The sequence below is a fragment of the Kitasatospora sp. NPDC057500 genome (assembly GCF_042802195.1).
GTDB lineage: Bacteria > Actinomycetota > Actinomycetes > Streptomycetales > Streptomycetaceae > Kitasatospora.
In genome coordinates, this window is sequence record NZ_JBHVER010000126.1 from 1 (window position 1) to 24,156 (window position 24,156).

24 protein-coding genes are annotated in these 24,156 nt (G+C 74.1%); 8 read left to right on the forward strand and 16 right to left on the reverse strand.

Annotation, left to right across the window (positions count from 1 at the left end):
• Positions 1–20: 20 nt before the first annotated feature.
• The 4 genes from ACFU74_RS24280 to ACFU74_RS24295 form a co-directional block, all read right to left on the reverse strand.
• A complete protein-coding gene (locus ACFU74_RS24280; protein WP_380760184.1) occupies positions 21–320 on the reverse strand; it encodes a putative quinol monooxygenase in 300 nt (99 codons plus the stop codon).
• A 22-nt stretch (positions 321–342) separates the two neighbouring features.
• Complete coding sequence (locus tag ACFU74_RS24285; protein WP_380760186.1) at positions 343–816, reverse strand: hypothetical protein; 474 nt, start codon at positions 814–816, stop codon at positions 343–345.
• 11 nt (positions 817–827) lie between these two features.
• Positions 828–1,502, reverse strand: coding sequence for a DNA-binding protein (locus ACFU74_RS24290; protein WP_380760188.1), 675 nt, complete (start codon positions 1,500–1,502; stop codon positions 828–830).
• Between the two features lie 101 nt (positions 1,503–1,603).
• Positions 1,604–1,969 (reverse strand): helix-turn-helix domain-containing protein, encoded by a 366-nt coding sequence (locus tag ACFU74_RS24295; RefSeq protein ID WP_380760232.1) that lies wholly within the window; start codon positions 1,967–1,969, stop codon positions 1,604–1,606.
• Positions 1,970–2,235: 266 nt separating this feature from the next.
• On the opposite strand from ACFU74_RS24295, the gene ACFU74_RS24300 reads away from it, so the two are divergent.
• Positions 2,236–2,703: an ATP-binding protein gene (locus ACFU74_RS24300; RefSeq protein WP_380760190.1), complete on the forward strand. Its 468-nt coding sequence runs from the start codon at positions 2,236–2,238 to the stop codon at positions 2,701–2,703.
• A 4-nt stretch (positions 2,704–2,707) separates the two neighbouring features.
• Here the strand turns inward: ACFU74_RS24300 and meaB are convergent, their stop codons facing one another.
• Genes meaB through ACFU74_RS24315 form a run of 3 tightly spaced genes read right to left on the reverse strand, consistent with a single transcriptional unit; the run spans position 2,708 to position 7,827 of the window.
• Entirely contained in the window at positions 2,708–3,697 is a 990-nt protein-coding gene (gene meaB / locus ACFU74_RS24305) for a methylmalonyl Co-A mutase-associated GTPase MeaB (protein WP_380760193.1), read from the reverse strand.
• A gap of 12 nt (positions 3,698–3,709) precedes the next feature.
• On the reverse strand, positions 3,710–5,923 hold the full coding sequence (gene scpA / locus ACFU74_RS24310) for a methylmalonyl-CoA mutase (protein ID WP_380760195.1): 2,214 nt from the start codon (positions 5,921–5,923) through the stop codon (positions 3,710–3,712).
• Positions 5,920–7,827, reverse strand: a complete 1,908-nt coding sequence (locus ACFU74_RS24315; protein WP_380760198.1) for a methylmalonyl-CoA mutase subunit beta — start codon at positions 7,825–7,827, stop codon at positions 5,920–5,922. Before ACFU74_RS24315 ends, scpA begins: the two co-directional genes overlap by 4 nt.
• A 317-nt stretch (positions 7,828–8,144) precedes the next feature.
• Here ACFU74_RS24315 and ACFU74_RS24320 point away from each other — a divergent pair, with 317 nt between their 5' ends.
• Positions 8,145–9,173, forward strand: a complete 1,029-nt coding sequence (locus tag ACFU74_RS24320; protein ID WP_380760200.1) for an NlpC/P60 family protein — start codon at positions 8,145–8,147, stop codon at positions 9,171–9,173.
• An 87-nt stretch (positions 9,174–9,260) separates the two neighbouring features.
• Here the strand turns inward: ACFU74_RS24320 and ACFU74_RS24325 are convergent, their stop codons facing one another.
• The 7 genes from ACFU74_RS24325 to ACFU74_RS24355 all read right to left on the reverse strand — a co-directional run bounded on the left by ACFU74_RS24325 (position 9,261) and on the right by ACFU74_RS24355 (position 13,138).
• Positions 9,261–9,809, reverse strand: coding sequence for a hypothetical protein (locus tag ACFU74_RS24325; RefSeq protein WP_380760202.1), 549 nt, complete (start codon positions 9,807–9,809; stop codon positions 9,261–9,263).
• A gap of 28 nt (positions 9,810–9,837) precedes the next feature.
• Positions 9,838–10,062: a hypothetical protein gene (locus tag ACFU74_RS24330; protein ID WP_380760204.1), complete on the reverse strand. Its 225-nt coding sequence runs from the start codon at positions 10,060–10,062 to the stop codon at positions 9,838–9,840.
• Positions 10,059–10,607, reverse strand: coding sequence for a carboxymuconolactone decarboxylase family protein (locus tag ACFU74_RS24335; RefSeq protein ID WP_380760206.1), 549 nt, complete (start codon positions 10,605–10,607; stop codon positions 10,059–10,061). The genes ACFU74_RS24330 and ACFU74_RS24335 overlap by 4 nt, the downstream gene beginning before the upstream one ends.
• A 56-nt stretch (positions 10,608–10,663) precedes the next feature.
• Complete coding sequence (locus tag ACFU74_RS24340; protein WP_380760208.1) at positions 10,664–11,176, reverse strand: hemerythrin domain-containing protein; 513 nt, start codon at positions 11,174–11,176, stop codon at positions 10,664–10,666.
• 131 nt (positions 11,177–11,307) lie between these two features.
• A complete protein-coding gene (locus tag ACFU74_RS24345) occupies positions 11,308–11,811 on the reverse strand; it encodes a metallophosphoesterase family protein (RefSeq protein ID WP_380760209.1) in 504 nt (167 codons plus the stop codon).
• 50 nt (positions 11,812–11,861) lie between these two features.
• Positions 11,862–12,770, reverse strand: a complete 909-nt coding sequence (locus ACFU74_RS24350) for a M56 family metallopeptidase (RefSeq protein ID WP_380760211.1) — start codon at positions 12,768–12,770, stop codon at positions 11,862–11,864.
• Positions 12,767–13,138 carry a BlaI/MecI/CopY family transcriptional regulator gene (locus ACFU74_RS24355; RefSeq protein WP_380760234.1) on the reverse strand — a complete coding sequence of 124 codons (372 nt, stop codon included), beginning with the start codon at positions 13,136–13,138 and terminating at the stop codon, positions 12,767–12,769. The genes ACFU74_RS24350 and ACFU74_RS24355 overlap by 4 nt, the downstream gene beginning before the upstream one ends.
• Positions 13,139–13,374: 236 nt before the next feature.
• Between ACFU74_RS24355 and asnB the strand changes: the two genes are divergently transcribed.
• On the forward strand, positions 13,375–15,207 hold the full coding sequence (gene asnB, locus ACFU74_RS24360) for an asparagine synthase (glutamine-hydrolyzing) (protein ID WP_380760213.1): 1,833 nt from the start codon (positions 13,375–13,377) through the stop codon (positions 15,205–15,207).
• 33 nt (positions 15,208–15,240) lie between these two features.
• Complete coding sequence (locus ACFU74_RS24365; RefSeq protein WP_380760217.1) at positions 15,241–15,927, forward strand: YoaK family protein; 687 nt, start codon at positions 15,241–15,243, stop codon at positions 15,925–15,927.
• Between the two features lie 446 nt (positions 15,928–16,373).
• Here ACFU74_RS24365 and ACFU74_RS24370 read toward each other — a convergent pair whose 3' ends face one another.
• Positions 16,374–16,955 (reverse strand): GNAT family N-acetyltransferase, encoded by a 582-nt coding sequence (locus ACFU74_RS24370; RefSeq protein ID WP_380760219.1) that lies wholly within the window; start codon positions 16,953–16,955, stop codon positions 16,374–16,376.
• 40 nt (positions 16,956–16,995) lie between these two features.
• Entirely contained in the window at positions 16,996–17,667 is a 672-nt protein-coding gene (locus tag ACFU74_RS24375) for a hypothetical protein (RefSeq protein ID WP_380760222.1), read from the reverse strand.
• A gap of 388 nt (positions 17,668–18,055) precedes the next feature.
• On the opposite strand from ACFU74_RS24375, the gene ACFU74_RS24380 reads away from it, so the two are divergent.
• The 4 genes from ACFU74_RS24380 to ACFU74_RS24395 all read left to right on the forward strand — a co-directional run bounded on the left by ACFU74_RS24380 (position 18,056) and on the right by ACFU74_RS24395 (position 24,122).
• Positions 18,056–18,580 carry a PadR family transcriptional regulator gene (locus ACFU74_RS24380; protein ID WP_380760224.1) on the forward strand — a complete coding sequence of 175 codons (525 nt, stop codon included), beginning with the start codon at positions 18,056–18,058 and terminating at the stop codon, positions 18,578–18,580.
• Positions 18,577–19,275, forward strand: coding sequence for an ABC transporter ATP-binding protein (locus ACFU74_RS24385; RefSeq protein WP_380760226.1), 699 nt, complete (start codon positions 18,577–18,579; stop codon positions 19,273–19,275). The genes ACFU74_RS24380 and ACFU74_RS24385 overlap by 4 nt, the downstream gene beginning before the upstream one ends.
• Positions 19,272–21,503, forward strand: coding sequence for an FtsX-like permease family protein (locus ACFU74_RS24390; protein ID WP_380760228.1), 2,232 nt, complete (start codon positions 19,272–19,274; stop codon positions 21,501–21,503). Before ACFU74_RS24385 ends, ACFU74_RS24390 begins: the two co-directional genes overlap by 4 nt.
• A gap of 258 nt (positions 21,504–21,761) precedes the next feature.
• A complete protein-coding gene (locus ACFU74_RS24395; protein WP_380760230.1) occupies positions 21,762–24,122 on the forward strand; it encodes a collagenase in 2,361 nt (786 codons plus the stop codon).
• Positions 24,123–24,156: the final 34 nt, after the last annotated feature.

A 24,156-nucleotide genomic window follows, 5' to 3' on the forward strand; every position in this document is an offset into this window, starting at 1 on the left:
GGCTCGGGTCACGCGGGCGCTCACTTGCCGTCGATCTCATCCAGGAACGTGACCTCGAACGATTCGAGGTACTGGCCGCGCTCGGCCAGGAACCGGCGGACATGAGGCTGCCGCTCGTGCTCCTCGAACGCCTCGCGGTCCGCGTACAGCTCGTAGAAAACCCGGACGCGCGGCTGGTCCGGCACGGCGTGATTGATGTAGACGAGAGTGCCGGGCTCCTTGGTGCGGATCCCTCGGAGTGCTTCCCGGGTCAGTTCGTCGAAGGCGCGCGCTGCGGCCGCATCGCGGGCGACGAAGCGCACAACGAGACCGAAGCCCATGTTTTTCCCCTTCCTCGATCGGTCAACGCCGTGCTCCGGCCGGCCAAAGGATGTCGACCGGGACTCCGAGTCGTCGCGCATACGCGACGACGTCCGCCGTCCCGCCGAAGCCGCGGGCGGGCAGACCGTCCCAGACGGCGATCAGCCGGTCCACCTGCCCGACCAGCAACTCGCTACCGGCCATGTGGGCGGCCTCGTCGGACTCCACTCGGCCGGTGTGATGCTGCTCGGAGGCGTCCTGGAGGAGACGGTCGTAGACCGGGTGGTGCCACTTCGGCAGGCCGTCGCGGTACTGCTGGGCGGGGATGACCACGGCGAGTCGGGCGCCCCGGTCGAGCGCGAGTTCGGCGATCCACGCGTCCGGCCCGTCCGCGATGCAGGACACCACGGTGAATCCGCCCGCGTCCTCCGTCGGCAGCGCGTCGGCGAGCAGATGTCGGACCTCGTGCTCCAGCTCGGCACTCAGTCCTCGGTGCCCCGTGATCCCGATGCGCATCGTGTTCCTTCCTAAAGATGGACGCCGTGCAGCCGCTCGTCGAAGTCACGGACAGTCCTGGATGGCGAGGACGTACTGAAGGAGCGCCGGAGCGCACGGCCCCGCTCGATGATCCGCCCCGAGCGGTACCGGAGGCCGGTCTCCAGCGCCTGGCCGGCGAGCGCGAACGCTGCCTCGACCTGTCCTGCGGCCAGGTGGCCCACCGCCACATCCATGAGTAGAAGCGCCCGCTGCTTCGCATGGCCGGTGGCAGCCGCGGCCTGGACGGCTCCGGTCGTCCAGGCCGCGAGCCCCAGCTTGGCGCCGCAGCTGACGCGGACCGCAGCGACCTTGGATTCGTCGAAGGTGAACACCCAGGGCCAGGGTGGCCGTGCCTCGCCGGAGCTGTTCTCGATCACCGCTCGGCTCCGGGTCAACGCGCGGTCGGCGCTTCGGTGATCACCCGCAGCGGCATGTCCCAGGGCCTCCACGGACGAGAGCCAGGCGTCGGCGACCGGCGGAGAGTTCGGTTCGAGGCACTTTCTGGCGTTCCGTGCGAGGTTCAGCGCCTGGACGGCGTTGCCGGTGTGTGCCTCGAACTGGGCGAGACTCCCTGTTTGGTAGGAGGCGAGGAGCGGGCTCATGCCCGACCTGGCCGCCTTGATCGCGGCGCCGTAGAACGAACGCGCCGAGCCGTGGTCGGCCATGTCCCAGGCCAGCCATGCGGCCAGGCCGGCGGCCTCGCTCGCGACACTGGCGAGTCCGATCCGTTCGGCCTCGGTCGGTGCCGTGCGTATGAGCCCCTGAATCAGCCGCAGATGCGAGTGGGCGGCCTCAGCGAGTTCCCGGGACGGCGTCGATCCGTCGAGTCTTCGGTAGGAGGTTGTGGCGAGCCGGAGCGCGGATGCCCGCGGCTCGGTGTCGTCCCCGGAGTGGTCGACGAGGGCGAGAGCGGGCGCGGCGACGGCGATCGCCGCCGCCTCTCCACGTACTCGCCTCCCCTCATCGTCCGCATCGGTGGCGCGGCCAGGCCGAGCACTGCCGGTGGAATGTCCAGATGCCGTGAGACCCGCAGCAGTACGTCCATGGCGTAGGGACCGCTGCCGCGCTTCTCCAGTCGCGAGACGGCCGACTGGGACAACCCGCACGCCGCACCCAACTGCGCCTGGGTCATCCGCCGTTCAGTTCGGGCCAGTTCGATGACCTTGCCGTAGTTCCCGGTCCGGGACGCCTGCTGGACGACTGCCGAGTTCCAGTTCACCAGCCCACCCAACGCTAAGGCCCTCACCGGACCGGTGATGCGGCTCGATGCGGCGCGCACATACCCCTATGCGCGCGACGCATCATCGATGGTCCCACAGATGTGACTGCTTGTTGACTGTTGGTGATCGGTCGCTCGGTCCTCGGCAGCTCTCCTGCCCCGTCGACGTGGAGGCGTTCATGATGGTCAGCCCGCTCAGCAGTGCCCGGTTTCCGGTTCCGCTGAAATGGGGGGCGCCGCCGGCCGCGGACGCGGTGCCGCCGGCGCGGTGGCTGGTGACGGCGATCGTGCGGGAGTGGGGTGTGCCGCTCGCGGACGGAGTGTTCGAAGACCTGGAGTTGTGCGCGGGGGAGGTGATCGCCAATGCGCTGCTGCACACCGGGGACCGTTGTGCCGTGACGGTGCTTCGGCGGTCGGGGCGGCTTCGGGTCGAGGTGGCCGACCGGTGCCCCGCGCTCCCGAGACGGGAGCGCGGGGCCGAAGCGACCGGCGGGCGGGGGCTGTTGTTGGTGGAGGCTCTCGCCGAGGTGTGGGGGTGGTACCCGGCGGGTGCGGGCAAGGTGGTGTGGTTCGAGTTCCCCGAACAACACGAAGCGCCGTGCCCCACGTACGGGTGGGGCACGGCGCTCGGGCTCGCGGCGGCCTAGCGGCTCAGTGCAGGCCGAAGGCGTCCAGGATGCGGTCCGCCGCGAGGGTGGCGGTGAGTTCGCCGTCGCGGACCTGCCGCTCCAGTTCCGGGACCAGGCGGGTCACCTCGGGGTCGGAATGCAGCCGGGCGAGCAGTTGGTCGTGCACCATCGCCCACGTCCACTCCACCTGCTGGTCGCGCCGCTTGGCGGCCAGCGCGCCGGTCGCGTCCAGCACCTTGCGGTGCTGCTGGAGCCGCTCCCAGACGGTGTCCAGGCCGCTGCCGTCGCGCCCCGAGCAGGTCAGCACCGGCGGCGTCCACGGCGCGTCGGGGGCCTGCAACAGCCTGAGCGCGCCGGCGAGTTCGCGGGCGGCGGCCTTCGCCTCGGTCTCGTGCGGGCCGTCCGCCTTGTTGACGGCGATGACGTCCGCGAGCTCCAGCACGCCCTTCTTGATGCCCTGGAGCTGGTCACCGGTGCGGGCCAGCGACAGCAGCAGGAAGGAGTCCACCATCCCCGCCACCGTCGTCTCCGACTGCCCGACGCCGACGGTCTCGATCAGGACGACGTCGTAGCCGGCCGCCTCCATCACCAGCATCGACTCCCGGGTGGCCTTGGCCACCCCGCCGAGCGTTCCGGAGGTGGGGGAGGGGCGCACGAACGCGTTCGGGTCGACCGCGAGGCGCTCCATCCGGGTCTTGTCGCCCAGGATCGAGCCGCCGGTGCGGCTGGACGTCGGGTCGACGGCCAGCACCGCGACCTTGTGCCCGAGCCCGGTGAGCATGGTGCCGAAGGCGTCGATGAAGGTCGACTTGCCGACACCGGGCACCCCCGTGATGCCCACCCGCACCGCACCGCCCGCGTGCGGCAGCAGCCGCGTCAGCAACTGCTGCGCCAGCGCGCGGTGGTCCGGCCGGATGGACTCCACGAGGGTGATGGCCCGCGCGATGTACGCGCGCGAGCCCTCCCGTACACCCGCCGCGTAGCTGTCGAGGTCGATCGTCCGGGGCGCCATCCGCTCAGCGCCTCAGAGCTCGTGGCCGAGATCGGCGGCGAGCGACTTCAGCAGGTCGTAGGCGGCCTCCGGGATCACCGTTCCGGGCGGGAAGACCGCCGCGGCGCCCGCCTCGTACAGCGCGTCGAAGTCCTGCGGGGGGATCACCCCGCCGACCACGATGGTGATGTCCTCCCGGCCCGCCTCGGCCAGTTCGGCGCGCAGCGCGGGCACCAGGGTGAGGTGGCCGGCGGCCAGCGAGGAGACGCCGACGATGTGCACGTCCGCCTCGACGGCCTGTCGGGCCACCTCGGCCGGGGTCTGGAACAGCGGGCCGACGTCCACCGTGAAGCCCAGGTCGGCGAAGGCGGTGGCGATCACCTTCTGGCCGCGGTCGTGGCCGTCCTGGCCCATCTTGGCGACCAGGATGCGCGGACGGCGGCCCTCGGCCTGCTCGAACCGCTCGACCAGGTCCCGGGTGCGCTGGAGGGGGGCCGACGGGCCCGCTTCGTCTCGGTACACACCCGAGATGGTACGGATCTGGCCGGAGTGCCGGCCGTACACCTTCTCCAGGGCGTCGGAGATCTCGCCGACGGTGGCCTTGGCGCGGGCCGCGTTCACCGCCAGGTGCAGCAGGTTGCCGTCCAGCGAACCGCCGCGCGAGGGCCCGGCCCCGGCGGCCCGGGTCAGCGCGTCCAGCGCCGAGCGGGTGGCGGCCTCGTCGCGCTCCTCGCGCAGCCGGCGCAGCTTCTCGATCTGGCGGGCGCGCACCGCGGAGTTGTCGACCTTGAGCACCTCGATCTGCTCGTCGCTCTCCACCCGGTACTTGTTGACGCCGATCACCGGCTGGCGGCCGGAGTCGATCCGCGCCTGGGTGCGGGCGGCGGCCTCCTCGACGCGCAGCTTGGGGATGCCCGCGTCGATGGCCTTGGCCATGCCGCCGGCCGCCTCGACCTCCTGGATGTGCTGCCAGGCGCGGTTCGCCAGGTCGTTGGTCAGCTTCTCGACGTACGCCGAGCCGCCCCACGGGTCGATGACCCGGCAGGTGCCGGACTCCTGCTGGAGCAGCAGCTGGGTGTTGCGGGCGATCCGGGCGGAGAAGTCGGTCGGCAGCGCCAGCGCCTCGTCCAGCGCGTTGGTGTGCAGCGACTGGGTGTGGCCCTGGGTGGCGGCCATCGCCTCCACGCAGGTGCGGGTGACGTTGTTGAAGACGTCCTGCGCGGTGAGCGACCAGCCGGAGGTCTGCGAATGGGTGCGCAGCGACAGCGACTTGGCGTTCTTCGGGTCGAACTGCTTGACCAGCTTGGCCCAGAGCAGCCGGGCCGCGCGCAGCTTGGCGACCTCCATGAAGAAGTTCATGCCGATCGCCCAGAAGAACGACAGGCGCGGCGCGAAGGCGTCCACGTCCAGCCCGACGTCCAGCCCGGCCCGCAGGTACTCCACGCCGTCGGCCAGGGTGTAGGCCAGCTCCAGGTCGGCGGTGGCCCCGGCCTCCTGGATGTGGTAGCCGGAGATGGAGATCGAGTTGTACCGGGGCATCTTCTGCGAGGTGTACGCGAAGATGTCCGAGATGATCCGCATCGACGGCTGCGGCGGGTAGATGTACGTGTTGCGGACCATGAACTCCTTGAGGATGTCGTTCTGGATGGTCCCGGCGAGCTTCTCGGGCGGCACGCCCTGCTCCTCGGCCGCCACGATGTACAGGGCGAGGACGGGCAGCACCGCGCCGTTCATCGTCATCGACACCGACATCCGGTCGAGCGGGATGCCGTCGAACAGCTGGCGCATGTCGTAGATCGAGTCGATCGCCACGCCCGCCATGCCGACGTCGCCGGTGACACGCGGGTGGTCGCTGTCGTAGCCGCGGTGGGTCGGCAGGTCGAAGGCGACCGACAGGCCCTTCTGGCCGGCCGCCAGGTTGCGGCGGTAGAAGGCGTTGGACTCCTCGGCGGTGGAGAACCCCGCGTACTGGCGCACCGTCCACGGCTGGTTGACGTACATCGTCGGGTACGGGCCGCGCAGGTAGGGGGCGATGCCCGGGTAGGTGCCCAGGAAGTCCAGGCCGGCGAGGTCCTCGGCGGTGTACAGCGGCTTGACGCCGATGCCCTCGGGGGTGTCCCAGAGCTGCTCGTCGACGTCCTTGCCGGTGGCCTGGCGCCAGGCGGCGCGCCACTGGCCGTCGGTGACACCCGCCGGGGCGTCCGCGCCGTCGGTGTCCAGCCCGATCGAGGTGAAGTCGGGGATCATCGGGCCACTCCGATCTGGGCGGTCCCGCCGTCGACGGCGGTCTCGGCGATCTGGTCGAGCAGGGAGGTCAGGACGGCGACCGCGTCGCCGCCGGCGAAGACGAAGCCGTCCACGCCCGCCGGCGGCGTCGCGCCCGGTCGGCCGGCCAGCAGCACCCGCTGCGCGCCGGCCGCCCTGAGCGCGGCGGCGACCGCCTCGGCGTGCTCCTCGTACAGGGCGTCGCTGGAGCAGAGGCAGGCCACCGCGGCTCCGCTCGCCGTGAACGCCGCGGCGAACGCCGCCGGTTCCGTGGCCTCGTGGGCCGTGGTGGCGATGCCGCCGGCCTGGAACAGGTTGGCGGCGAAGGTGGTGCGCGCGGTGTGCGCCGCGGCGGTGCCGATCGACGCCAGGAACAGCGACGGCCGCGCCCCGGTGGCCGCGAGCTGCGCGTCCGAGCGGTCGCGCAGCGCCTCGAAGGCCTCGGCGCGCCGCACCTTCGGCAGCCCGCCGCCGGGACCGGCCGGGGCCGGCTCGCGGACCGGCGCCTGCTCGCCCAGGTTCGGGAACTCGCTGACGCCGGTGACCGGTTCGCGCCGCTTGGCGAGCCGCACCGAGCGCTCCGCCCAGGTGGCCGCGATCCGCTCGCCGACCAGGCCCGACTCCAGCGCGGCGGACAGTCCGCCGGCCCCCTCGATCTCCTGGAACCACGCCCAGGCGGCGTGCGCCAGCTCGTCGGTCAGCCGCTCCGCGTACCAGGAGCCGCCGGCCGGGTCGACCACCCGGGCCAGGTGGGACTCCTCCAGCAGGATCGCCTGGGTGTTGCGGGCGATCCGGCGGGAGAAGGCGTCCGGCAGGCCGAGCGCGGCGTCGAACGGCAGCACGGTCACCGCGTCCGCGCCGCCGACTCCGGCGGCCAGGCAGGCGATCGTGGTGCGGAGCATGTTCACCCACGGGTCGCGGGCGGTCATCATCACCGCGGAGGTGACGGCGTGCTGACGCTGCGCCGAGGCGGCCGGGGAGGCGCCGCAGGCCTCGGCCACCCGGGCCCACAGGCGGCGCGCGGCACGGAACTTGGCGATCGTCAGGAACTGGTCGGCGTCCGCGGCGTAGCGGAACTCCAGCTGGCCGAGCGCGGCGTCCACCGACAGCCCGGCCCCGGTCAGCGCGCGCAGGTAGGCGACGCCGGCGGCCAGCGAGGCGCCCAGCTCCTGCGCGGGCGAGCCGCCCGCCTCGTGGTACGGCAGCGCGTCGACGGCCACCGCGCGCAGGCCGGGGAAGTCCGCGGCGCAGCGGGCGGAGAGCGCGGCGGCCTCGGCGAGCAGCGCCCCGGTGCGCGCGGCGTCGCCGGTGCGGGCCTGGAGGCCCAGCGGGTCGGCGCCCAGGGTGCCGGAGGCGGAGCCGGGGGAGACCTCGCGCTCCTGGTAGAGCTCGAACAACCGGGCGGCGGCCTCGGGGAATTCGGCGCCCGCGTCGAGCACCACCCCGGCCAGGTCCAGGTAGACGCCGGCGAGCGCCTCGCCCAGGGCGGCGACCGGCAGGCGCTCGCCGCCCAGCTCCAGCCAGAGGGAGCCGCCGCCGTGCTCCAGGTCGGCCAGCACCGCCTCGTTGGTGCGGCGCGGGTCGGGGTCGCCGTGCCGCTGGCGGACGTCCCAGCCCGCGACCGAGGCGCCCTGCGGACGGGCGCCGCGGACGAACGGCGGGAAGCCGGGGAAGCCCGGGTCGGCCGGGGCGTCCTCGGCGGTGTACAGCGGGCGGGCGCGCAGCCCGTCCTGGAGCGCGGTACTGAGCGCGCGTTCGGCCGCTGCGCCGTCCTCGGGCTGCGCCCCCGACTTGCGCAGCACACCCTCGACGAGGGTCTGCCACTGCTCGCGGTGGGCGGCCGGGAACTCGGCGGCCAGGGGAAGCCCTTCGGGCGGGACCGTCATGTCCCGCAGGGTAGCGCCAGTGAACGGGGGCGCAGGAGAGGCGGACGGTGTGACCTTGCCCTCGATTTGCACTCTGTTGCAACAACGGTGTTGCAGCGGGCAGCGGGCAGCGGGCAGCGGGCAGCGGGCGGCGCGTGGCGGGCGGCGGGCAGCGGGCGGCGCGTGGCGGGCGGCGCGCGGTGGGCGGCTTGCGGAACGGCGGCCGTCATCTATTAACTTGCTTAGAAGAACGCGGACGGCGGGGCGGCTCTCCCCGGAACGCCCCCTGTCCGTGTTCGTCCGCCCTGCCCTCCCCCGCCTCCGAGGAGTCAGCCGCCATGGGAAAGCGTCGCAAGCCCAGCCCGCCCAGCCGGGCCCGCCTGGCGGTCGTCACCACCGCGATGGCGGGCGGCGCCGTCCTCACCGCAGGGCCGGCGCAGGCCGAGCCCGCGCCGAGCCTCGCCTCCGTCAAGGAACAGGTCGACCAGCTCAACGAGGAGGCCGAGCAGTCGATCGAGCGCTACAACGGCTTCCAGGAGAAGCAGCAGACCCTCCAGGGCGAGGCCAACCGCCTCCAGGAGAAGGTGGCCCGCGGCCAGGAGGCGATGAACGAACTGCGCACCCGGCTCGGCGGCATCGCGGCCGAGCAGTACCGCAACGGCGGCATCGACCCGTCCGTCCAGCTGATGCTCGACTCCGACCCCGGCAGCTACCTGGCCCGGGCCGGCGCCCAGAACCAGGTCGTCGACGCCCAGGCGGCGCTGCTGCGCCGGGCCCTCGACGAGCAGCGCCGGCTCGACCAGGACCGCGCCGAGGCCACCGCCACCCTCGCCCGGCTCGACGAGGCCGGCGCCGCCCTGGCGGCGGAGAAGAAGGCGGTCCAGGACAAGCTGGCCAAGGCGCAGGCGCTGCTCAACAAGCTGAGCGCCGCCGACCGGGCCAAGGTCAACGCCCAGGAGGCCGCCGCCACCCGCGCCTCCCGCTCCGCCGCCGAACGCCCCGCCTTCACCGGCCCCGCCACCGGCCGGGCCGCCACCATCGTCCAGTTCGCCTACGCCCAGCTCGGCAAGCCCTACGTCTGGGGCGCCACCGGCCCCTCCGGCTACGACTGCTCCGGCCTCACCGGCGCCGCCTACCGCGCCGCCGGAGTGAAGCTCCCGCGCGTCTCCCAGGACCAGTGGAAGGCCGGCGCCCGTATCGCCCGCGCCGACCTCCAGCCCGGCGACCTGGTCTTCTTCTACGCGGACCTGCACCACGTCGGCCTCTACATCGGCGAGGGCAGGATGATCCACGCCCCCCGCACCGGCAAGAACGTCGAGGTCCTCCCGATCGACGCCATGCCCTACGTCGGCGCTGTCCGCCCCTGACCCGCGAGCCCGCCCCGAAGGCGTCCGGGTCCGGGGCCAGGGTCCAGGGGTCGGGGTCGGGTCGGGGTCGGGGTCGGGGTCCGGAGTTCAGGAGAGGACCGCCAGGGCGGCGGTGCCGCGCAGGGTGTCGACCTCGTGGGACTGGCGGGTGGCGCGGTCGGCGAGGCGGTGGAGGTGGTCGGGGTCGAGGGGGGTGGGGTGGTGGTCGGCGATGCGCAGCAGGGTGCGCCAGAGCATGGTCTTGCCCTGGATTCCCAGGCCGAGGGCCTCCAGTTCCAGGACGTCGCTGAGTGGCGAGCGGTTCAGGAGGCGGCCGTTGGGCTTGAGGCGGGTCGCCTTCTCGCCGAGCCAGGCCGTGGCGGCCTTGACCCGGTGCACCGGCAGGCCGAGGTGGCGGATCAGCGCGAGCAGGGAGCGGCGGTCCTCGGCGATCTCCAGGGCCAGCCGGTGCAGGACCGGGCCGAGCGGGTCCCCCCGGTGGGCGCGGGCGGCCCGGCGGCACAGGGCCAGCCCCGCCGTCGCGCCGGCCAGGTGGTCGTTGAGGTAGATCCCGAGCCACCGGCGGTCCGGCGCCCCGCCCCCGGGTGTACGGGTGGGTTCTCCGGCGCGTGGCCGGGTCAGGTGCGTCACGTCCATACCGCGCGGCTACCCATCCGGGCGGGCGCTACTCGGCGGGATCCGGGGCCGGGTAGTCGAGGCGGGCGACCGCCGGCGCGGAGACCACCTGCACGGTGGCCGCGCCCGGGACGGCGACGTGCACGAAGCCGCCCTCGACCGCCAGCCGGACGCCCGTGAGGTGCGTGCGGGGGTTGCCCTCGCCGTCCAGCAGGGCGTAGCCGGGCCGCAGCTCGACGCGGGCGCCTGCGCGCCAGTTCAGTCCCCGGTTCACCGGTTCACCGCCGGCTCCACCGCGGGGAAGTCCAGGTCGGGCTCGGCGAGGTGGTTGGAGTGGTTGGAGAGCGTGTTGAGCGCGATGTGCGCGACGATCTCGGCGAACTCGGTGTCGGTGACCCCGGCCGCGCGGGCCGCGTCCAGCGACTCCTCGGTGAGGTGGCCGCGGCCACGCACCAGCTCGGCGGCGGTCCGCAGGACGGCCCGGGTGTGCGGGTCGTCGTCGTGGGCGGACCGGGTGGCCGGCAGTTCGTCGTCCGTCATGCCCAGCAGCCGGCCGCCGCGCAGGGTGTGCGCGGAGACGCAGTAGAGGCAGTCGTTCTCCTGGGCGACGAGCAGGGCGAGCTGCTCGCGCAGCCGCTCGCCCAGCGCGCCGCCGCTGAGCGACTCGCGCAGTGCCAGGTAACCGCGCAGGGCGGCGGGGGAGTTGGCGAGGGTGGCGTAGAGGTTGGGGACCCGGCCGAGGTGGCGGCGGGTCGCCTCCAGCAGGTCGCGCTGTTCGGCCTCGGCGGTGTCCGGGGCCGGCTGGGGGATGCGGGGCATGAGGTCCTCCGTGGGGTCGGCCTGTTCGCACTAACCATTAAACACGTCAAAGGTGGTTAGGTAAACGGATGGAAGACCTTGCCGGGCCGGTCGTCGGCCGGCGTCGTCGCGTCCAGGGCCGCGCCGATCACCCGTTCCTCGTAGCGGAAGTGGGACTCCAGGATCGCCGCGAGGCCGTCCAGCTCCCGTCGGACGGGTTCCCACTGGGCGGGATCGCGCTGGACGGGATCGCGCTCGGCGTCGGGCGATCCGGCGGCCCCGAGGGCGAGTTCGCGCACCCGGACCAGGATCGAGGAGATCAGCCCGTGGTCCTCGACGAGCTTGTCGATCGTCGGTGCGAGCGCGGGGCGTTCGCGCACCAGCCGGACGAACATCCGCTCTTCCTCGCCCTCGTGATGGTCGGTCAGGGCCTCGCAGAAGGCCAGGCAGTGGACGGCGAGCGGGTCGTCGTCCGGCCGGTGGGGGCCGGGAGCGGACCTCAGCCCGTCGATCCGGCGGCGCAGGTCCCGGTGGACCCGGGAGAGTTGGATGCTGAGGGCGACCGCGCGGTCGCCGTCGTGGGAAGCCATGGCCGGCCGTCCCCTTCGGGTTCCGCACCTCCATGCCCGGCGCGGTCCGCCGCCGGCACGCGATGCCCTGCGATCCGATCACGCCGCGCGGCGCTCCGGCAAGCCCGGGCCGGGCCGGTGCGCGGCGCCGCTCAGGAGCGGGGCGGCAGCCGGTGGAGGCGGACGTCGGTGAGGCGGCCGTCGTCCACCCGGGCGGTCAGGTAGCTCGCGAAGGGCATGCGGCGGCGGTCGGTGGGCGAGCCGGGGTTGAGCAGGCGCAGGCCGCCGGGCGTGGTGCTGTCCCAGGGGATGTGGCTGTGGCCGAAGACCAGCACGTCGGCGTCGGGGAACCGCGCCTCGCACCGCTGTTCGCGGCCCCGCGCCGGGCCGGTCTCGTGCACCACGGCGAAGCGCAGGCCCTGGAGTTCCGCCCGCGCGACCTCGGGGAGGCGCTCGCGCAGCCCGGGCCCGTCGTTGTTGCCGTGGACGGCGACCAGCCGCGCCGACCGCCCCAGCAGCAGGTCGAGGGTGGCGGTGTCGACCCAGTCGCCGGCGTGGAACACCACGTCGGCGTCGTCCACGGCGGCGAGCAGCGGCGCGGGCAACTGCCGGGCGCGCGGCGGCACATGGGTGTCCGAGGTGATCAGCAGGTGCATCCGGGGCTCCGGCGGGGTGGCGGACGGGGCGTGGGCGGCGGGGCGGCGTGCTACGGGTGCGGGGCGCAGGCGAGGAGGTAGGGGAGGAGCGGGGCGGCGACGGCGGCCACGCGGTAGGCGCGGGCCGGCGGCGCGGGGGTGCGGGCGAGTCGCTGGACGCGGGCGAGCACGCCGGTGGACGCGGCGGCGAGCGTGCCCGGCCCGGCGGGCGGCCCCGCGGCCGGGGCGGCCGTGGCCAGCGCGTACAGGGCGCCCGCCAGATCGGCACGGGTCACCCGGGCGAGCGCGGCGTCGTCGGCCGCCATCTCCAGCAGCAGCGCCACCTCCGCCCGTCCGACGCCGGCCAGCGGCAGCCGCCGGCCGAGGAGCAGCACGAAGGTGTCCACCGCGAGCAGCACCAGGTGGTGGCGCCCCCGCAGGTGGCCGCGCTCGTGGGCGACGGCCGCGGCGAGCCGCGGCTCGTCCAGCAGGTCCAGGGCGCCGCGGGTGACCACCACCCGGGCCCGGCGGCCGGGCAGGCAGTAGACGGCGGGCCGCGCGTCGTCCAGGACCAGCAGCCGGCGCCGGGGATCCCGGGCGGCCACCAGGTCCAGCGCCGCCCGGTGGCGCCGCCGCGCCCGGGCGGCCCGCACGGCCAGCACCGCCGCCACCGCCGCGACGGACCCGCCCGCGGCGGCCGGCACCCACCGGCCGGGCGCGTGCGGTGCGGCGGCCGCGGGCGGGCCGAGGTGCGGCTCCACGTGCGGCAGCAGTCCGGCCAGCCCCGCCGGCTCGTGCCCGAGCGGGGCGAGCAGATGGTGCGCGGCGAGCAGCACCCCGGTGCCGAAGGAGGCCATCAGCGCGAGCCAGAGGGCGGCGCCGAGCACCGGGCGGGCCTGGAGCCGCCGCGAGCCCGCCAGCCGCCGGGGGAGCAGGACGCCGACCAGGAGCAGGTGGATCGCGAGCAGTGCCAGGGTCACCGTGCGTCGTCCCGGGCCTTGACCTGCTCCAGGGCGGCGAGCAGCGCCGTCGCCTCGTCGCCGCTGATCCGGTCGACGAAGTGCAGCAGTGCCCCGGCCCGGTCCGAGGTGGTCTCCAGCGCCTGGTGCATCAGCTGCGCGGTGTACGACTCGCGGGTGCAGGTCGGCCGGTACACCCAGGCGCGGCCGACCTTCTCGCGCCGCAGCCAGCCCTTGGTGTGCAGGATGTCGGCGACCGTGTTGACGGTGGTGTACGCGACGGGGCGCTGCTCGCGCAGGTCGTCGACGACCTCGCGGACCGTGGCCGGGCGGCCCCAGGACCAGAGCCGGTCCATGATCTCGGCCTCCAGATCGCCGAATCCGCGCAGCACCCGTTCCGCTCCTCTGCCGTCCCGCCGTCCCACCGTCCCGGCCGTCGCCGGACCGCCGCCCATCGTACGGCCGCCCGCGCCGGGTGACGGCCGGTGGCGCGCATCGCCGGCCGGGCCCGTCCGCACCCGACGAGCCGTTACGGGAGAGGTGTACGAATCGGTGGAACCGCCGCGCCCGCCCGTCCGACTGATCCGATCGTCCGTTCGTCCCCTCGTCCGAGGAGTGTCCGCGCATGTGCGGTATCACCGGCTGGGTGTCCTTCCACCAGGACGTCCGCCACAGCGCCCCCGTCATCGAGGCGATGACCGCCACCATGGCCCTGCGCGGCCCCGACGCCGGCGGCGTCTGGCTCGGCCGCCACGCCGCCCTCGGCCACCGGCGCCTGGCCGTCATCGACATCGAGGGCGGCGCCCAGCCCATGCCCGACCGCCGCGACGAGCCGGGCGCCGTCCTCACCTACAGCGGCGAGGTCTACAACCACCACCAACTGCGCACCGAACTGCGCGCCAGGGGCCACCGGTTCGAGACCCGCAGCGACACCGAGGTGGTGCTGCGCGCCTACCAGGAGTGGGGCGACGCCCTCGTCGACCGGCTGGAGGGCATGTACGCCTTCGCCGTCTGGGACGAGCGCGAGCAGCGCCTGCTGCTGGTGCGCGACCGGCTCGGCGTCAAGCCGCTCCACTGGGCCGAGACCGACGGCGGCCTGGTCTTCGGCTCCGAGCCCAAGGCACTGTTCGCCCACCCCGCCGTCGCCCCCGTCGTCGACGCCGACGGCCTGCGCGAGGCCTACAGCCTGCTCTTCAACACCGGCCCCACGGTCTGGTCCGGCGTCCGCGAGGTCCACCCCGGCGGCCTGCTGGTCCTCGACCGCTCGGGCGTCCGCGAGCGCCGCTACTGGGAACTCACCGCCCGCCCGCACACCGAGGACCTGGACGCCACCAGGGAGCGGATCGGCGAGCTGCTCGACCACGCCGCCCGCGTCCAGCTGGAGGCGGACGTGCCGCTCTGCAGCCTTCTCTCCGGCGGGCTCGACTCCACCGTCGTGACCGCCCTGGCCGCCGACGAGCTGCGCCTCCAGGAGGGCCCGGGGGCCAGGCTGCGCTCCTACGCCGTCGACTACAGCGACCAGGCCGAGCAGTTCACCGGCGACGTGCTGCGCACCGGCCACGACACCCCGTACGCCGCCGAGGCGGGCGCGTTCATCGGCACCGCGCACTCCACCGTGGTGCTCGACCCGCGTGCCCTGCTCGACCCGGAGCACCGCCGGGCCGTCGTCGTCTCCCGGGACTCGCCGATCGGGGTCGGCGACATGGACACCTCGCTCTACCTGCTGTTCGGGGAGATCCGCGAGCACTCGACGGTCGCGCTGTCCGGTGAGGCGGCCGACGAGGTGTTCGGCGGCTACCCGTGGTTCCACAACCCCAGGGCGCTCGCCGCGCAGACCTTCCCCTGGCTGCTCGTCACCGGGGACGACGCGGCCATGCCGATCAACCCGGAGCTCGCCGCCCACCTGAGGATCCCCGAGTTCCGCGCCGACACCTACCGCAGCTCGCTGGCCGCCGTCCCGCACACCGACGACGAGAGCCCGGCCGAGCACCGGCTGCGCGAGGTGCAGCACCTGTCGCTGACCCGCTGGCTGCGCCAGCTGCTGCACCGCAAGGACCGCCTGTCGATGGCCCGGGGCCTGGAGGTGCGGGTGCCGTACTGCGACCACCGGCTGGTCGAGTACGCGTTCAACACGCCGTGGGCGATGAAGAACCACGACGGGCGGGAGAAGAGCCTGCTGCGCGACGCCGGGCGGGGCATCGCCCCGGAGTCGGTGCTCATGCGGCCGAAGAACCACTACCCGGCGACCCACCACGCGGACTACAACCGCGGCCTGCAACGGCTCGCGCGCGAGGCGCTGGACGCTCCGCACGTGCGCGACATCGCCGACGAGGCGGCGATCAAGGTCGGCCTGGACACGCCGGCCGACCAGCTGCAGTGGGGGCACCGGCTTCGGCTGGAGCGGGTCGTGGACCTGGCCCTCTGGCTGGACCACCACCGCCCGGCGCTCGCTCTCTGACCGTTCGCCCGGCGGCCGGTTAGGCTGTCGGCGATGCTGACCCGGATGCACGGCGACCCCCGGCACGGCCCGCTGGTGCCGATGCTGCTGGTGCTCACCGTGGTCACCGGACTGGTCGACGCGGTGAGCTACCTCGCGCTCGGGCACGTCTTCGTCGCCAACATGACCGGCAATGTGGTCTTCCTCGGGTTCGCGCTGGCGGGCGCGCCGGGGCTGTCCGCCACGGCCTCGCTCGCGGCCCTCGCCGCCTTCCTGGCGGGGGCGCTGGCGGGCGGCCGCCTCGCCGAGCGTCGCCCCGGCCACCGGGGGCGGCTGCTGGTCGCCACGGCCGCCGCGCAGTCGGTGCTGCTCGCGGCGTGCACCGCCTTCGCGGCGGCCTTCGGCCATACGGCGGACCCGGTGCGCTACACGCTGATCGGTGTGCTGGGGGCGGCGATGGGACTGCAGAACGCGGTGGTCCGAGCGCTCAAGGTGCCGGACCTGACGACGACCGTGCTGACCATGACGATCACCGCCCTCGCCGCCGACCGCACCGGCGCCCGCCGGCTCGCCTCCGCAGCCTGGATGTTCGCGGGCGCCCTGCTCGGCGCCGTCCTCGTGCTGCACGCCACGGTCCCGGTCGCCCTGGCCGTCGCCCTCGCGCTGCTCCTCGCTGTCGCCGCCCTGACCCGCCGCGCGTCCCGCGACCCTGCCGCCTCCTGGGCCGAGCCCGCCCCCTGACGGCCCGGCAGTGGAATATGCAGACCGGTCTACTGAATGTAGTGGCTCCGCCTCGTGGGGGAGTGGGAAGTCGGTCGGGCCGACTTCCCACTCCGGGTGTTGTGCTGCACGCCGTGGTCCCGGGTGCCGTGGCCGTGGCCGCCCTCGCCCTGATCCTCACCGTCGCGCCGTCCTCACCCGCCGCGCGTCCCGCGGCTCTGCCGCCTCCTGGGCCGGCCCCGTCCCCTGACGGCCTGGCAGTGGAATATGTAGACCGGTCTACCGATCTCTACCTCATGGGGGAGTGGGAAGTCGGTCGGGCCGACTTCCCACTCCGGGCGACGCCTCGCCGCCGGCAGCAGATCTGTGGACCGGTCTACATATTCCACCTGGCCCGGAAGCTGAACGGAGCAGGAAGTCGGCTGGGCCGACTTCCTGCTCCGCGGCGAGTCAGCATGTAGACCGGTCTACCTATTCGGGCCGCCGGCGGGGCGGGTGATGAGGAAGGCGTCGAGTTCGACGCCGTACCAGCGGGTGCTGCGGCCCTGGGGGGTCATGCCGAGGCGGCGGCAGACGGCGGCGGAGCGGTCGTTGCCGGGGCGGACGACGGCGTGGATCTCGGTGAGGCCGTCGGCGAAGCCCTTGGCGAGGGCGGCGCGGGCGGCCTCGGTGGCGTAGCCGTGGCCCCAGGAGTCGGGGTGGAGGTGCCAGCCGACCTCGATCTCCCCGCCGGCGTTCCCGCTGCCGTTCCCGCTGCCGTCCCCGTCCCCGTCCGGCAGCGGAAGCGGCAGCAGCATCACCGAACCGGCCACCACCCCGGTGTCCCGCCGCTCCAGCGCCCAGATCCCGTACCGGGGGTCAGCCGAGCGCTGCCGCCAGCGGTCGATCACGGCCGGTACCTCGGCGGGCGACTCCAGCGCCCGGGGCGCGGCGCCCAGCCACTGCGCGACCTCCCAGCGCGAGTACATGTCGTACACGCGCTCGGCGTCGGTGTGCTCCCAGAGGCGGGCGGTCAGCCGGGCGGTGGTGAACCGGGCGGTGGTGGACAACGGTGCTCCCGTTCGGTGCCGTGGATGGTCCGACGTGCGGTCAGTCGTCCTGCGGCTGGCTGGTGCGCCCGGACCAGCGGGGCTCCCAGCGGGCCCAGGACCGTTCCCAGGCCCGCTCCGCCCGCCGGTCCAGCACGCGCAGCCGCAGCGCCAGCGCGCCGCCGATCAGCGCGGTCAGGGCGGCCGTGCCCGCCAGCCCCGTGCAGACGGCCCCGACGGCCAGCCCGACCGGGGTGGCGGGGGCGGTGGAGGGCAGGCCGTTCTCGTCGAGCCACAGTACGACGGTGGCGCCGACGACCGTGCTGCGCGGGGCCTCGACGGTGCCGGTGCGGGCCAGGCCGTCGGGGCTCGTCCAGGAGACCGAGGTGTCGGTCCGCTTCTGGTAGCCGCCGCTCCAGCGGCCGACGCCGGGGTCCTCGACGGGTACCTTGCCGAGGACCAGCGCCTCGGTGCGGTGCAGCCGGCCCCGTTCGGCCTCGGCGGTGCGCCCGGCGGCGCGGTGGCCGAGCACGGCGGCGGCCACGACGCCGGCCAGGCCGACCACCAGGGCGAGCCCGGCGATCAGCCAGGCCCGGCTGCGGGCCCGGTCGACGGGGCGCGAGAGCGGTTCGTCGCGCCGGACGCTGCTGCGGCGGCGGAGGGCACGGCGCAGGTGGCGGCCGGTCCGCCCGGACAGGGGCGCGATGCGGGCCGAGCGGGGTGAACTGGACACGATGCGTGCTCCTCGCGGCTGTTGGCGTGGTCCGGCCCCGACGGATCCAAATCTCTCCCGGCACCGGCCCCGCGCACAAGAGCCGGGAGGGCTCGCCGGACGCGGGCCCTACGGCCCTGGCCGGAGCGCAGGACCGGGACGTTCGGCCCTCGGCCGGGGCGTGGTGGAGGGGGCAGGCTGGGCCCTGGCCGCGTTCTCGTGCCGGGGACGCGGAGGCCCGGCCCGCTGTGGGGGCTCGCCGGGCCGCCGTGCAGAGCGGGGGACGGAGTTGGGGCCGTCCCCCGTTCGCGGCGTTCCCGACCGCGATCGGATTTCACGTTTCTCCAGGTCAAGGCCGTATTCTCGCCAGCTATACACTCGATGTATACCTCTGGTGTATGGTCCTCCCATGAGTGTTCCCCTGACCCTTCTCGGGCTGCTGGAGCGGGAGCCGAGCCACGGCTACGACCTCAAGCGCGACTACGACACCCTCTTCGGGCGCGGCAAACCCCTGCCGTACGGTCAGGTCTACGCCACCCTCGGCCGCCTGGCGCGCGACGGGAAGGTCGTCGCCGGCGAGGCCGAGCCCGGCGACGGACCCGAGCGCAAGCGCTACGTCATCACCGAGGCCGGCGTGACCGAGTTCGAGCACTGGCTCGCCGAGCCCGTCGCGCCCGAACCCACCCTCCAGTCCGTGCTCTTCACCAAGGTCGTGCTGGCCCTGCTGCTCGGCCGCGACGCCGAGGCCTACCTCGACACCCAGCGCGCCGCCCACCTGCGCCGGATGCGCGAACTCACCGAACTGCGCCGCACCGGCCCACTGGTCGACGCCCTGCTCGCCGACCACGGCCTCTTCCACCTGGAGGCGGACCTGCGCTGGATCGACCTCACCGCAGCCCGCCTGGACGCCCTCGCCGCGGAGGTACGCGCATGACCCCCCTGATCGAGGCCCGCGACATCCGGCTCTCCTTCGGCGAGACCCCCGCCCTGCGTGGCGCCTCCCTGGCCGCCGACGCCGGCGAGGTGCTCGCCGTGATGGGCCCCAGCGGCTCCGGCAAGTCCACCCTGCTGCACTGCCTGGCCGGCATCCTCGTCCCCGACGAGGGCGAGGTGCTCTTCGACGGGCAGCGGATCGACACCCTCGACGAGAACCGGCGCAGCGCCTTACGGCGGGACCGCTTCGGCTTCGTGTTCCAGTTCGGCCAGCTGGTCCCGGAACTGACCGCCGAGGAGAACATCGCCCTGCCGCTGCTGCTCGGCGGCGTCCGCCGGGCCGCCGCCCTGGCCGACGCCCGCCCCTGGTTCGCCCGGCTCGGCCTCGACGGCCTGGAGCGCCGCCGCTCCGGCGAGCTGTCGGGCGGTCAGGCCCAGCGGGTCGCGCTCGCCCGCGGCCTGGTGACCCGCCCCCGGGTGCTGTTCGCCGACGAGCCGACCGGCGCCCTGGACTCGCTCACCGGCGAGCAGGTGATGGCCCTGATGGTCGCCGCCGCCCGTGACCAGGGCACCACCGTCGTCCTGGTGACCCACGAACCCCGGGTCGCCGCGTACGCCGACCGTGAGGCCATGGTGCGCGACGGCCGGGCCCGGACACTGTCCACCGGCGCCCCGGCGGAGCGGATCGCCTCGTGATCGCCTTCGCCCTGCGCCTCGCCGTCAGCGGCGGCCGGCAGGCCGTCGCCCGGCTGCTCACCATCGCCGCCGCCGCGGCCGTCGGCGTCGGCCTGCTGCTCTCCACGATCGCCGCCGTCAACGCCGTCGGCGCCACCAACGAACGGATGCTCTGGGCCAACAGCGGCGCCGAGAGCCGCGCCGAGACGGCGGACGTCGACCCGCTCTGGTGGCGCGACCGCGGCCCCGAGTTCTACGACGGCAAGCGGCTGCTGTACATCGAGGTGGCCGCCACCGGGGCGACCTCGCCGGTCCCGCCGGGCCTGGCGAAGCTGCCCGAGGCGGGCGAGTACTACGCCTCGCCCGCCCTCGCCGAGCTGATCCGGGAGCGGCCCGCCGACCAACTGGCCGACCGCTTCCCGGGCCGGCCGGCCGGGGAGATCGGTGACGCAGCACTCGCCTCCCCGGACTCCCTGGTGCTGATCGGCGGCCAGGATCCGGCGGCCCTCGCGGCCCGGCCGGACGCCCGCCGGATCACCACCATCGCCACCAGGCTCCCGGACTGCCGGGCCGACTGCCCGGCCACCGGGACCCGCGGCGACGCCATGACACTCATCCTCTCGGTGGTCGCGGGGGCGCTGCTCTTCCCCGTGGTGATCTTCATCGGCACGGCCACCCGGCTCTCCGCCGCCACCCGCGAGCAGCGCTACGCGGCGATGCGCCTGGTCGGGGCGACACCCCGGCAGATCACCCTGATCGCGGGCGTCGAGTCCACGCTGGCCGCCGTCGTCGGCACCGTCCTCGGCTTCGGGCTGCACCTGCTGCTGCGCCCGCTGGTGGCGACCGTCCCGTTCACCGGGGACCGCTTCTTCGTCGAGGACCTCGCCCTCACCGCGCCGCAGGCCCTGGCCGTGCTGCTCGGCGTCCCGCTGGCGGCCGCGGTGGCCGCCCGGATCGCGCTGCGCCGGGTGACCGTCTCCCCGCTCGGCGTCAGCCGCCGGGTCACCCCCAGGCCGCCGACCGCCTGGCGGGTGGCGCCGCTGCTGGCCGGACTCGCCGAGCTGGCCTGGTTCGTCGGCCGTCGCCCGCACACCACCGACGGGCAGACCGCGGCCTATCTGACCGGCTTCCTGGTGGTCATGCTTGGCCTGGTGGTGGCCGGGCCCTGGCTGACCATGGCGTCCGCCCGCGCGGTCGCCGCCCGGACCAGCCGCCCGGCCACCCTGATCGCGGTCCGGAGGCTGGCGGACGACCCGAAGGCGGGGTTCCGCTCGGTGGCGGGCCTGGTGCTGGCGCTGTTCGTCACCACCGCGACGGTCGCCATCATCGGCACCATCGACCACAGCCGGGGCGCACTCAGCGGCGACCCGCAGACCCGGGTCGCGGTGGAGCACGGCGCCCTGGCCGGCGAGCCGCCGATGGCCGCCGCCGTGCCGGAGCGGGTCCTGGCCGAGGTGAGGGCCGTTCCCGGCTTCCGGGGCCTGGCGACCGTCCACGCCGATCCGGACGGCCTGGTGCGCAACCCGGCTGATCCGCCTGACTGGAGGGCGCCCGTCCTGGCGCTCTGCTCGGACCTCGCGCAGGTGCCGGCGGTCGGCCACTGCGCCCCCGGTGCCGAGGTGGCGGCTGTGGCGGCGTACGGCTTCCTGGACCTCCGGTCGCAGGAGGCCGTCGAGTGGCCGAGCGCGCCGATCACCGCTGAGGCGGCCGCCAGGCTGCCGGTGCAGTTGCTCTACGCGACGACGGACGGGTCGACGGCCGCCAAGGAGCGGGTCCGCACCATCCTCAGCCGGGCCTTCCCGGACCAGAACACCCGGACGGTCCAGGACTGGGGTTCCGCTCAGCAGCAGGAGCTCGCCGGCTGGCGGCAGCTGGCCGACGTCGTCCTGCTCATCACCCTGCCGATCGCCGGGTGCAGCCTCGCGGTCAGCGTGGTCGCCGGACTCTCCGACCGGCGCCGGCCGTTCGCGATGCTCCGGCTCACCGGGGCGCCGCTGCGCCTGCTCCAGCGGGTGGTCGGCCTGGAGAGCGCGCTGCCGCTGCTGGTGGTGTCGGTGATCGCGATCGGGACCGGTCTCGGCGCGGCGGCGATGTTCCTCAAGTCGCAGATGCACTACGACCTGGTCCCACCGGGCGCGGCGTTCTTCGCGCTGGTGCTGCTCGGGCTGACGGCCTCGCTCGGGATCATCGCCTCGACGCTGCCGCTGCTGAAGCGGATCACCGGCCCGGAGGCGGCCCGCAACGGCTGATCCCCGGGCCCGCAACGGCTGACCTCCAGGCCCGCAACGGCTGATCCCCGGGCCCGGCCCGCGCGAACCCCGTCCCCGGCTTCCGGGGGGCGGGGTTCGCCGAGTTGTGAAAATGACTTCCTCAAGTTGTGTGACATGTGCAATGGTACATGTCACCTCCCCACCGCATGACGGACAGTACGACCCCCCGTCGCCATCGGTCCTCACCCCCCACCGGCCGCGCCCCAACGCGGCCGAACCAGGCCCGGAGGCCCCCACGTGAGTACCGCACGCCTGTTGCGACTCCAGCAACTGGCAAGATTTCTGACGCTCGTCATGGCGCTCGCCCTGACGTTCGGCCTGTTCGCCCCGCGCGGCCAGGCCGCCACCGTCGCCCCGTCCCCCTCGGCGGGCGACACGGCCACCGCCCCCGCCGGCGCCGGCGAACTGCCGCCGCCCGGCGCCGACAGCGACCTCGCATCGCCCTCGGAACACGACCGCGGCACGACGCCGACGGAGGACGCCGCTCCCCAGCGGCGCGCCTACCAGGACTCCGACTCCGCGCCGGCCGAGGCCCCCGCACCCTCCGCCAAGGCGTTCGGCCTCGGCGCGGAGGCCGCGGGAACCGAGGCCGCGGACAGCGAGGCCGCCGACGCCGCCGCCTGCAACCCGGCGTCCTTCGCCCGGACCGGCGCTGCCCTGGTCCGCCTCGTCAAGGCGGCGAGCTACGACTGCGTCGACGGACTGTTCCGCATACCGACCGAGTACGCGGCCGGAGCCTTCCGCGAGTCCCAGATGCTCACCGTCATCGAGGCGCTGCGCGAGAGCGCCCGCACGTACAAGGGCGACGACGGCGACCACATCTCGCAGCTGATGTACTACGTGCAGGCCGGCTACTCGGTGCAGTGGACCAAGGCGGACGTCGTCGGCCCGTACGACAGGCTGCCGGCCAAGATCAGCGAGGCCGTCCACACCTTCTTCGCCAACCCCCGCTCGCTCGACGCCACCACGGCCAACGCCGTCCCGCTGGAGCGCGCCGCCGTGCTGGCCGACGTGCCCCGCCGGCCCGGTGACTACGTCGACGTCATCAAGCAGATCCTGAACGCCTACCAGCCCGAGACCTGGGACAAGGCCAACCTGCTGCGGGCGGTCAACCCGGTCACCCTGGTGCTGTACCGGGGCGTCAACTCCCAGGACCCGGCGTTCCGGGCGGCCGTCCTGGCCGATCCGGGCGTCCTCGACGCGCTGAATGGCTTCATCCTCCGTGCCAAGGGCCACCTGCTGGACCGCGACCGGAACAACTCCCTCACCCTCAACAACGCGATCGACGAGCTGACCCGGCTGCAGGCCATCGCGGAGATCGCCCCGCGGTCCCGTGCGATGGTGAAGAACCTGGTCGACACCTCCGGCGGCATCACCGGGCCGGACTGGCCCCTGCGCGCCTCCGCCGGGGCCTCCGTCCAGAAGTTCGACCAGGCCAACTGCGGCTACTACGGCACCTGCGACGACCCGCAGCGGTTCAAGGACGCCTACCTGCCGGTCCGGCACACCTGCAGCCCGACCCTGCGCATCCTCGGCCAGGACCTGACCGCGGCCCAGCTGGCCACGGCCTGCGCCAGCCTGAACGGCCAGGACGTCTTCTTCCACAGCGTGTCCCGGGACAAGGGCCCCGTCGTCGACGACAACAACGCGGCCCTGGAGGTCGTCGCCTTCGACTCCGACGTCCAGTACGTCGTGCTCGGCCGGGCGATCCTCAACACCGACACCAACAACGGCGGCATCTACCTGGAGGGCGAGCCCGCCCAGGCGGGAAACCAGGCCCGATTCCTCGCCTACGAGGAGCCGTCGCGGTCCGGGGGCTACGAGATCCGCAACCTCAACCACGAGTACACCCACTACCTCGATGCCCGCTTCAACCTCTGGGGCAGCTTCAGGCAGGGCTGGGACGGCAAGCTGGTCTGGTGGACCGAGGGCCTCGCCGAGGTCGTCGCCACCTCGTACCTGAAGCAGGTCAACCAGGCGGCCATCGACTCGGCGGCCCGGCACAGCTACCGGCTGAGCGAGCTCTTCGACACCGACTACGGCGACCAGAACCGCGTCTACCAGTGGGGCTACCTGGCCGTCCGCTACATGCTGGAGCAGCACCGCTCCGACGTCGACGCCCTGCTCGCCGAGTGGCGCGCTGGTGACTGGGCGGGATCCCGCGCCATCACGACCGCCATCGGCACCCGCTACGACGCCGACTTCGACAGCTGGCTGACCCGCTGCGCCGCCGGAGCCTGCGCCACCGTCCCGGAGTTCCCGCAGTTCAAGGCGTGCGAGAGCGGCGACACCCGCCGGCTCGACAAGAACTGCGTGCGCACCGGCGTCTCGGCGACCACCGGCAACTACGCGCACTTCTACATCAACGTGCCGGCCGGCACCAAGCAGATCCGGGTGACCAGCAGCGGCGGGACCGGCAACGGCGACCTCTACTACCACTGGGGCGGCTGGGCGTACACCGACTCGTACGTCACGCGGTCGGCCGGGCCGGACAACTCCGAGACCCTGACCGTCACCAACCCGCCCGCCGGGTACGTGTTCTTCAGCCTCCACGCCCAGCAGGGCTTCAACGGGGTGACCGTCAGCAGCGAGTTCTGACCGGGGCTCCGCCCGGAGAACGTGGGAGCCGCCC

Coding starts and splice junctions, on each gene's coding strand:
- ACFU74_RS24280 (WP_380760184.1), bottom strand. CDS start 320: ATGGGCTTCGGTCTCGTTGTGCGCTTCGTCGCCCGCGATGCGGCCGCA.
- ACFU74_RS24285 (WP_380760186.1), bottom strand. CDS start 816: ATGCGCATCGGGATCACGGGGCACCGAGGACTGAGTGCCGAGCTGGAG.
- ACFU74_RS24290 (WP_380760188.1), bottom strand. CDS start 1,502: ATGGCCGACCACGGCTCGGCGCGTTCGTTCTACGGCGCCGCGATCAAG.
- ACFU74_RS24295 (WP_380760232.1), bottom strand. CDS start 1,969: ATGACCCAGGCGCAGTTGGGTGCGGCGTGCGGGTTGTCCCAGTCGGCC.
- ACFU74_RS24300 (WP_380760190.1), top strand. CDS start 2,236: ATGATGGTCAGCCCGCTCAGCAGTGCCCGGTTTCCGGTTCCGCTGAAA.
- meaB (WP_380760193.1), bottom strand. CDS start 3,697: ATGGCGCCCCGGACGATCGACCTCGACAGCTACGCGGCGGGTGTACGG.
- scpA (WP_380760195.1), bottom strand. CDS start 5,923: ATGATCCCCGACTTCACCTCGATCGGGCTGGACACCGACGGCGCGGAC.
- ACFU74_RS24315 (WP_380760198.1), bottom strand. CDS start 7,827: ATGACGGTCCCGCCCGAAGGGCTTCCCCTGGCCGCCGAGTTCCCGGCC.
- ACFU74_RS24320 (WP_380760200.1), top strand. CDS start 8,145: ATGGGAAAGCGTCGCAAGCCCAGCCCGCCCAGCCGGGCCCGCCTGGCG.
- ACFU74_RS24325 (WP_380760202.1), bottom strand. CDS start 9,809: ATGGACGTGACGCACCTGACCCGGCCACGCGCCGGAGAACCCACCCGT.
- ACFU74_RS24335 (WP_380760206.1), bottom strand. CDS start 10,607: ATGCCCCGCATCCCCCAGCCGGCCCCGGACACCGCCGAGGCCGAACAG.
- ACFU74_RS24340 (WP_380760208.1), bottom strand. CDS start 11,176: ATGGCTTCCCACGACGGCGACCGCGCGGTCGCCCTCAGCATCCAACTC.
- ACFU74_RS24345 (WP_380760209.1), bottom strand. CDS start 11,811: ATGCACCTGCTGATCACCTCGGACACCCATGTGCCGCCGCGCGCCCGG.
- asnB (WP_380760213.1), top strand. CDS start 13,375: ATGTGCGGTATCACCGGCTGGGTGTCCTTCCACCAGGACGTCCGCCAC.
- ACFU74_RS24365 (WP_380760217.1), top strand. CDS start 15,241: ATGCTGACCCGGATGCACGGCGACCCCCGGCACGGCCCGCTGGTGCCG.
- ACFU74_RS24380 (WP_380760224.1), top strand. CDS start 18,056: ATGAGTGTTCCCCTGACCCTTCTCGGGCTGCTGGAGCGGGAGCCGAGC.
- ACFU74_RS24385 (WP_380760226.1), top strand. CDS start 18,577: ATGACCCCCCTGATCGAGGCCCGCGACATCCGGCTCTCCTTCGGCGAG.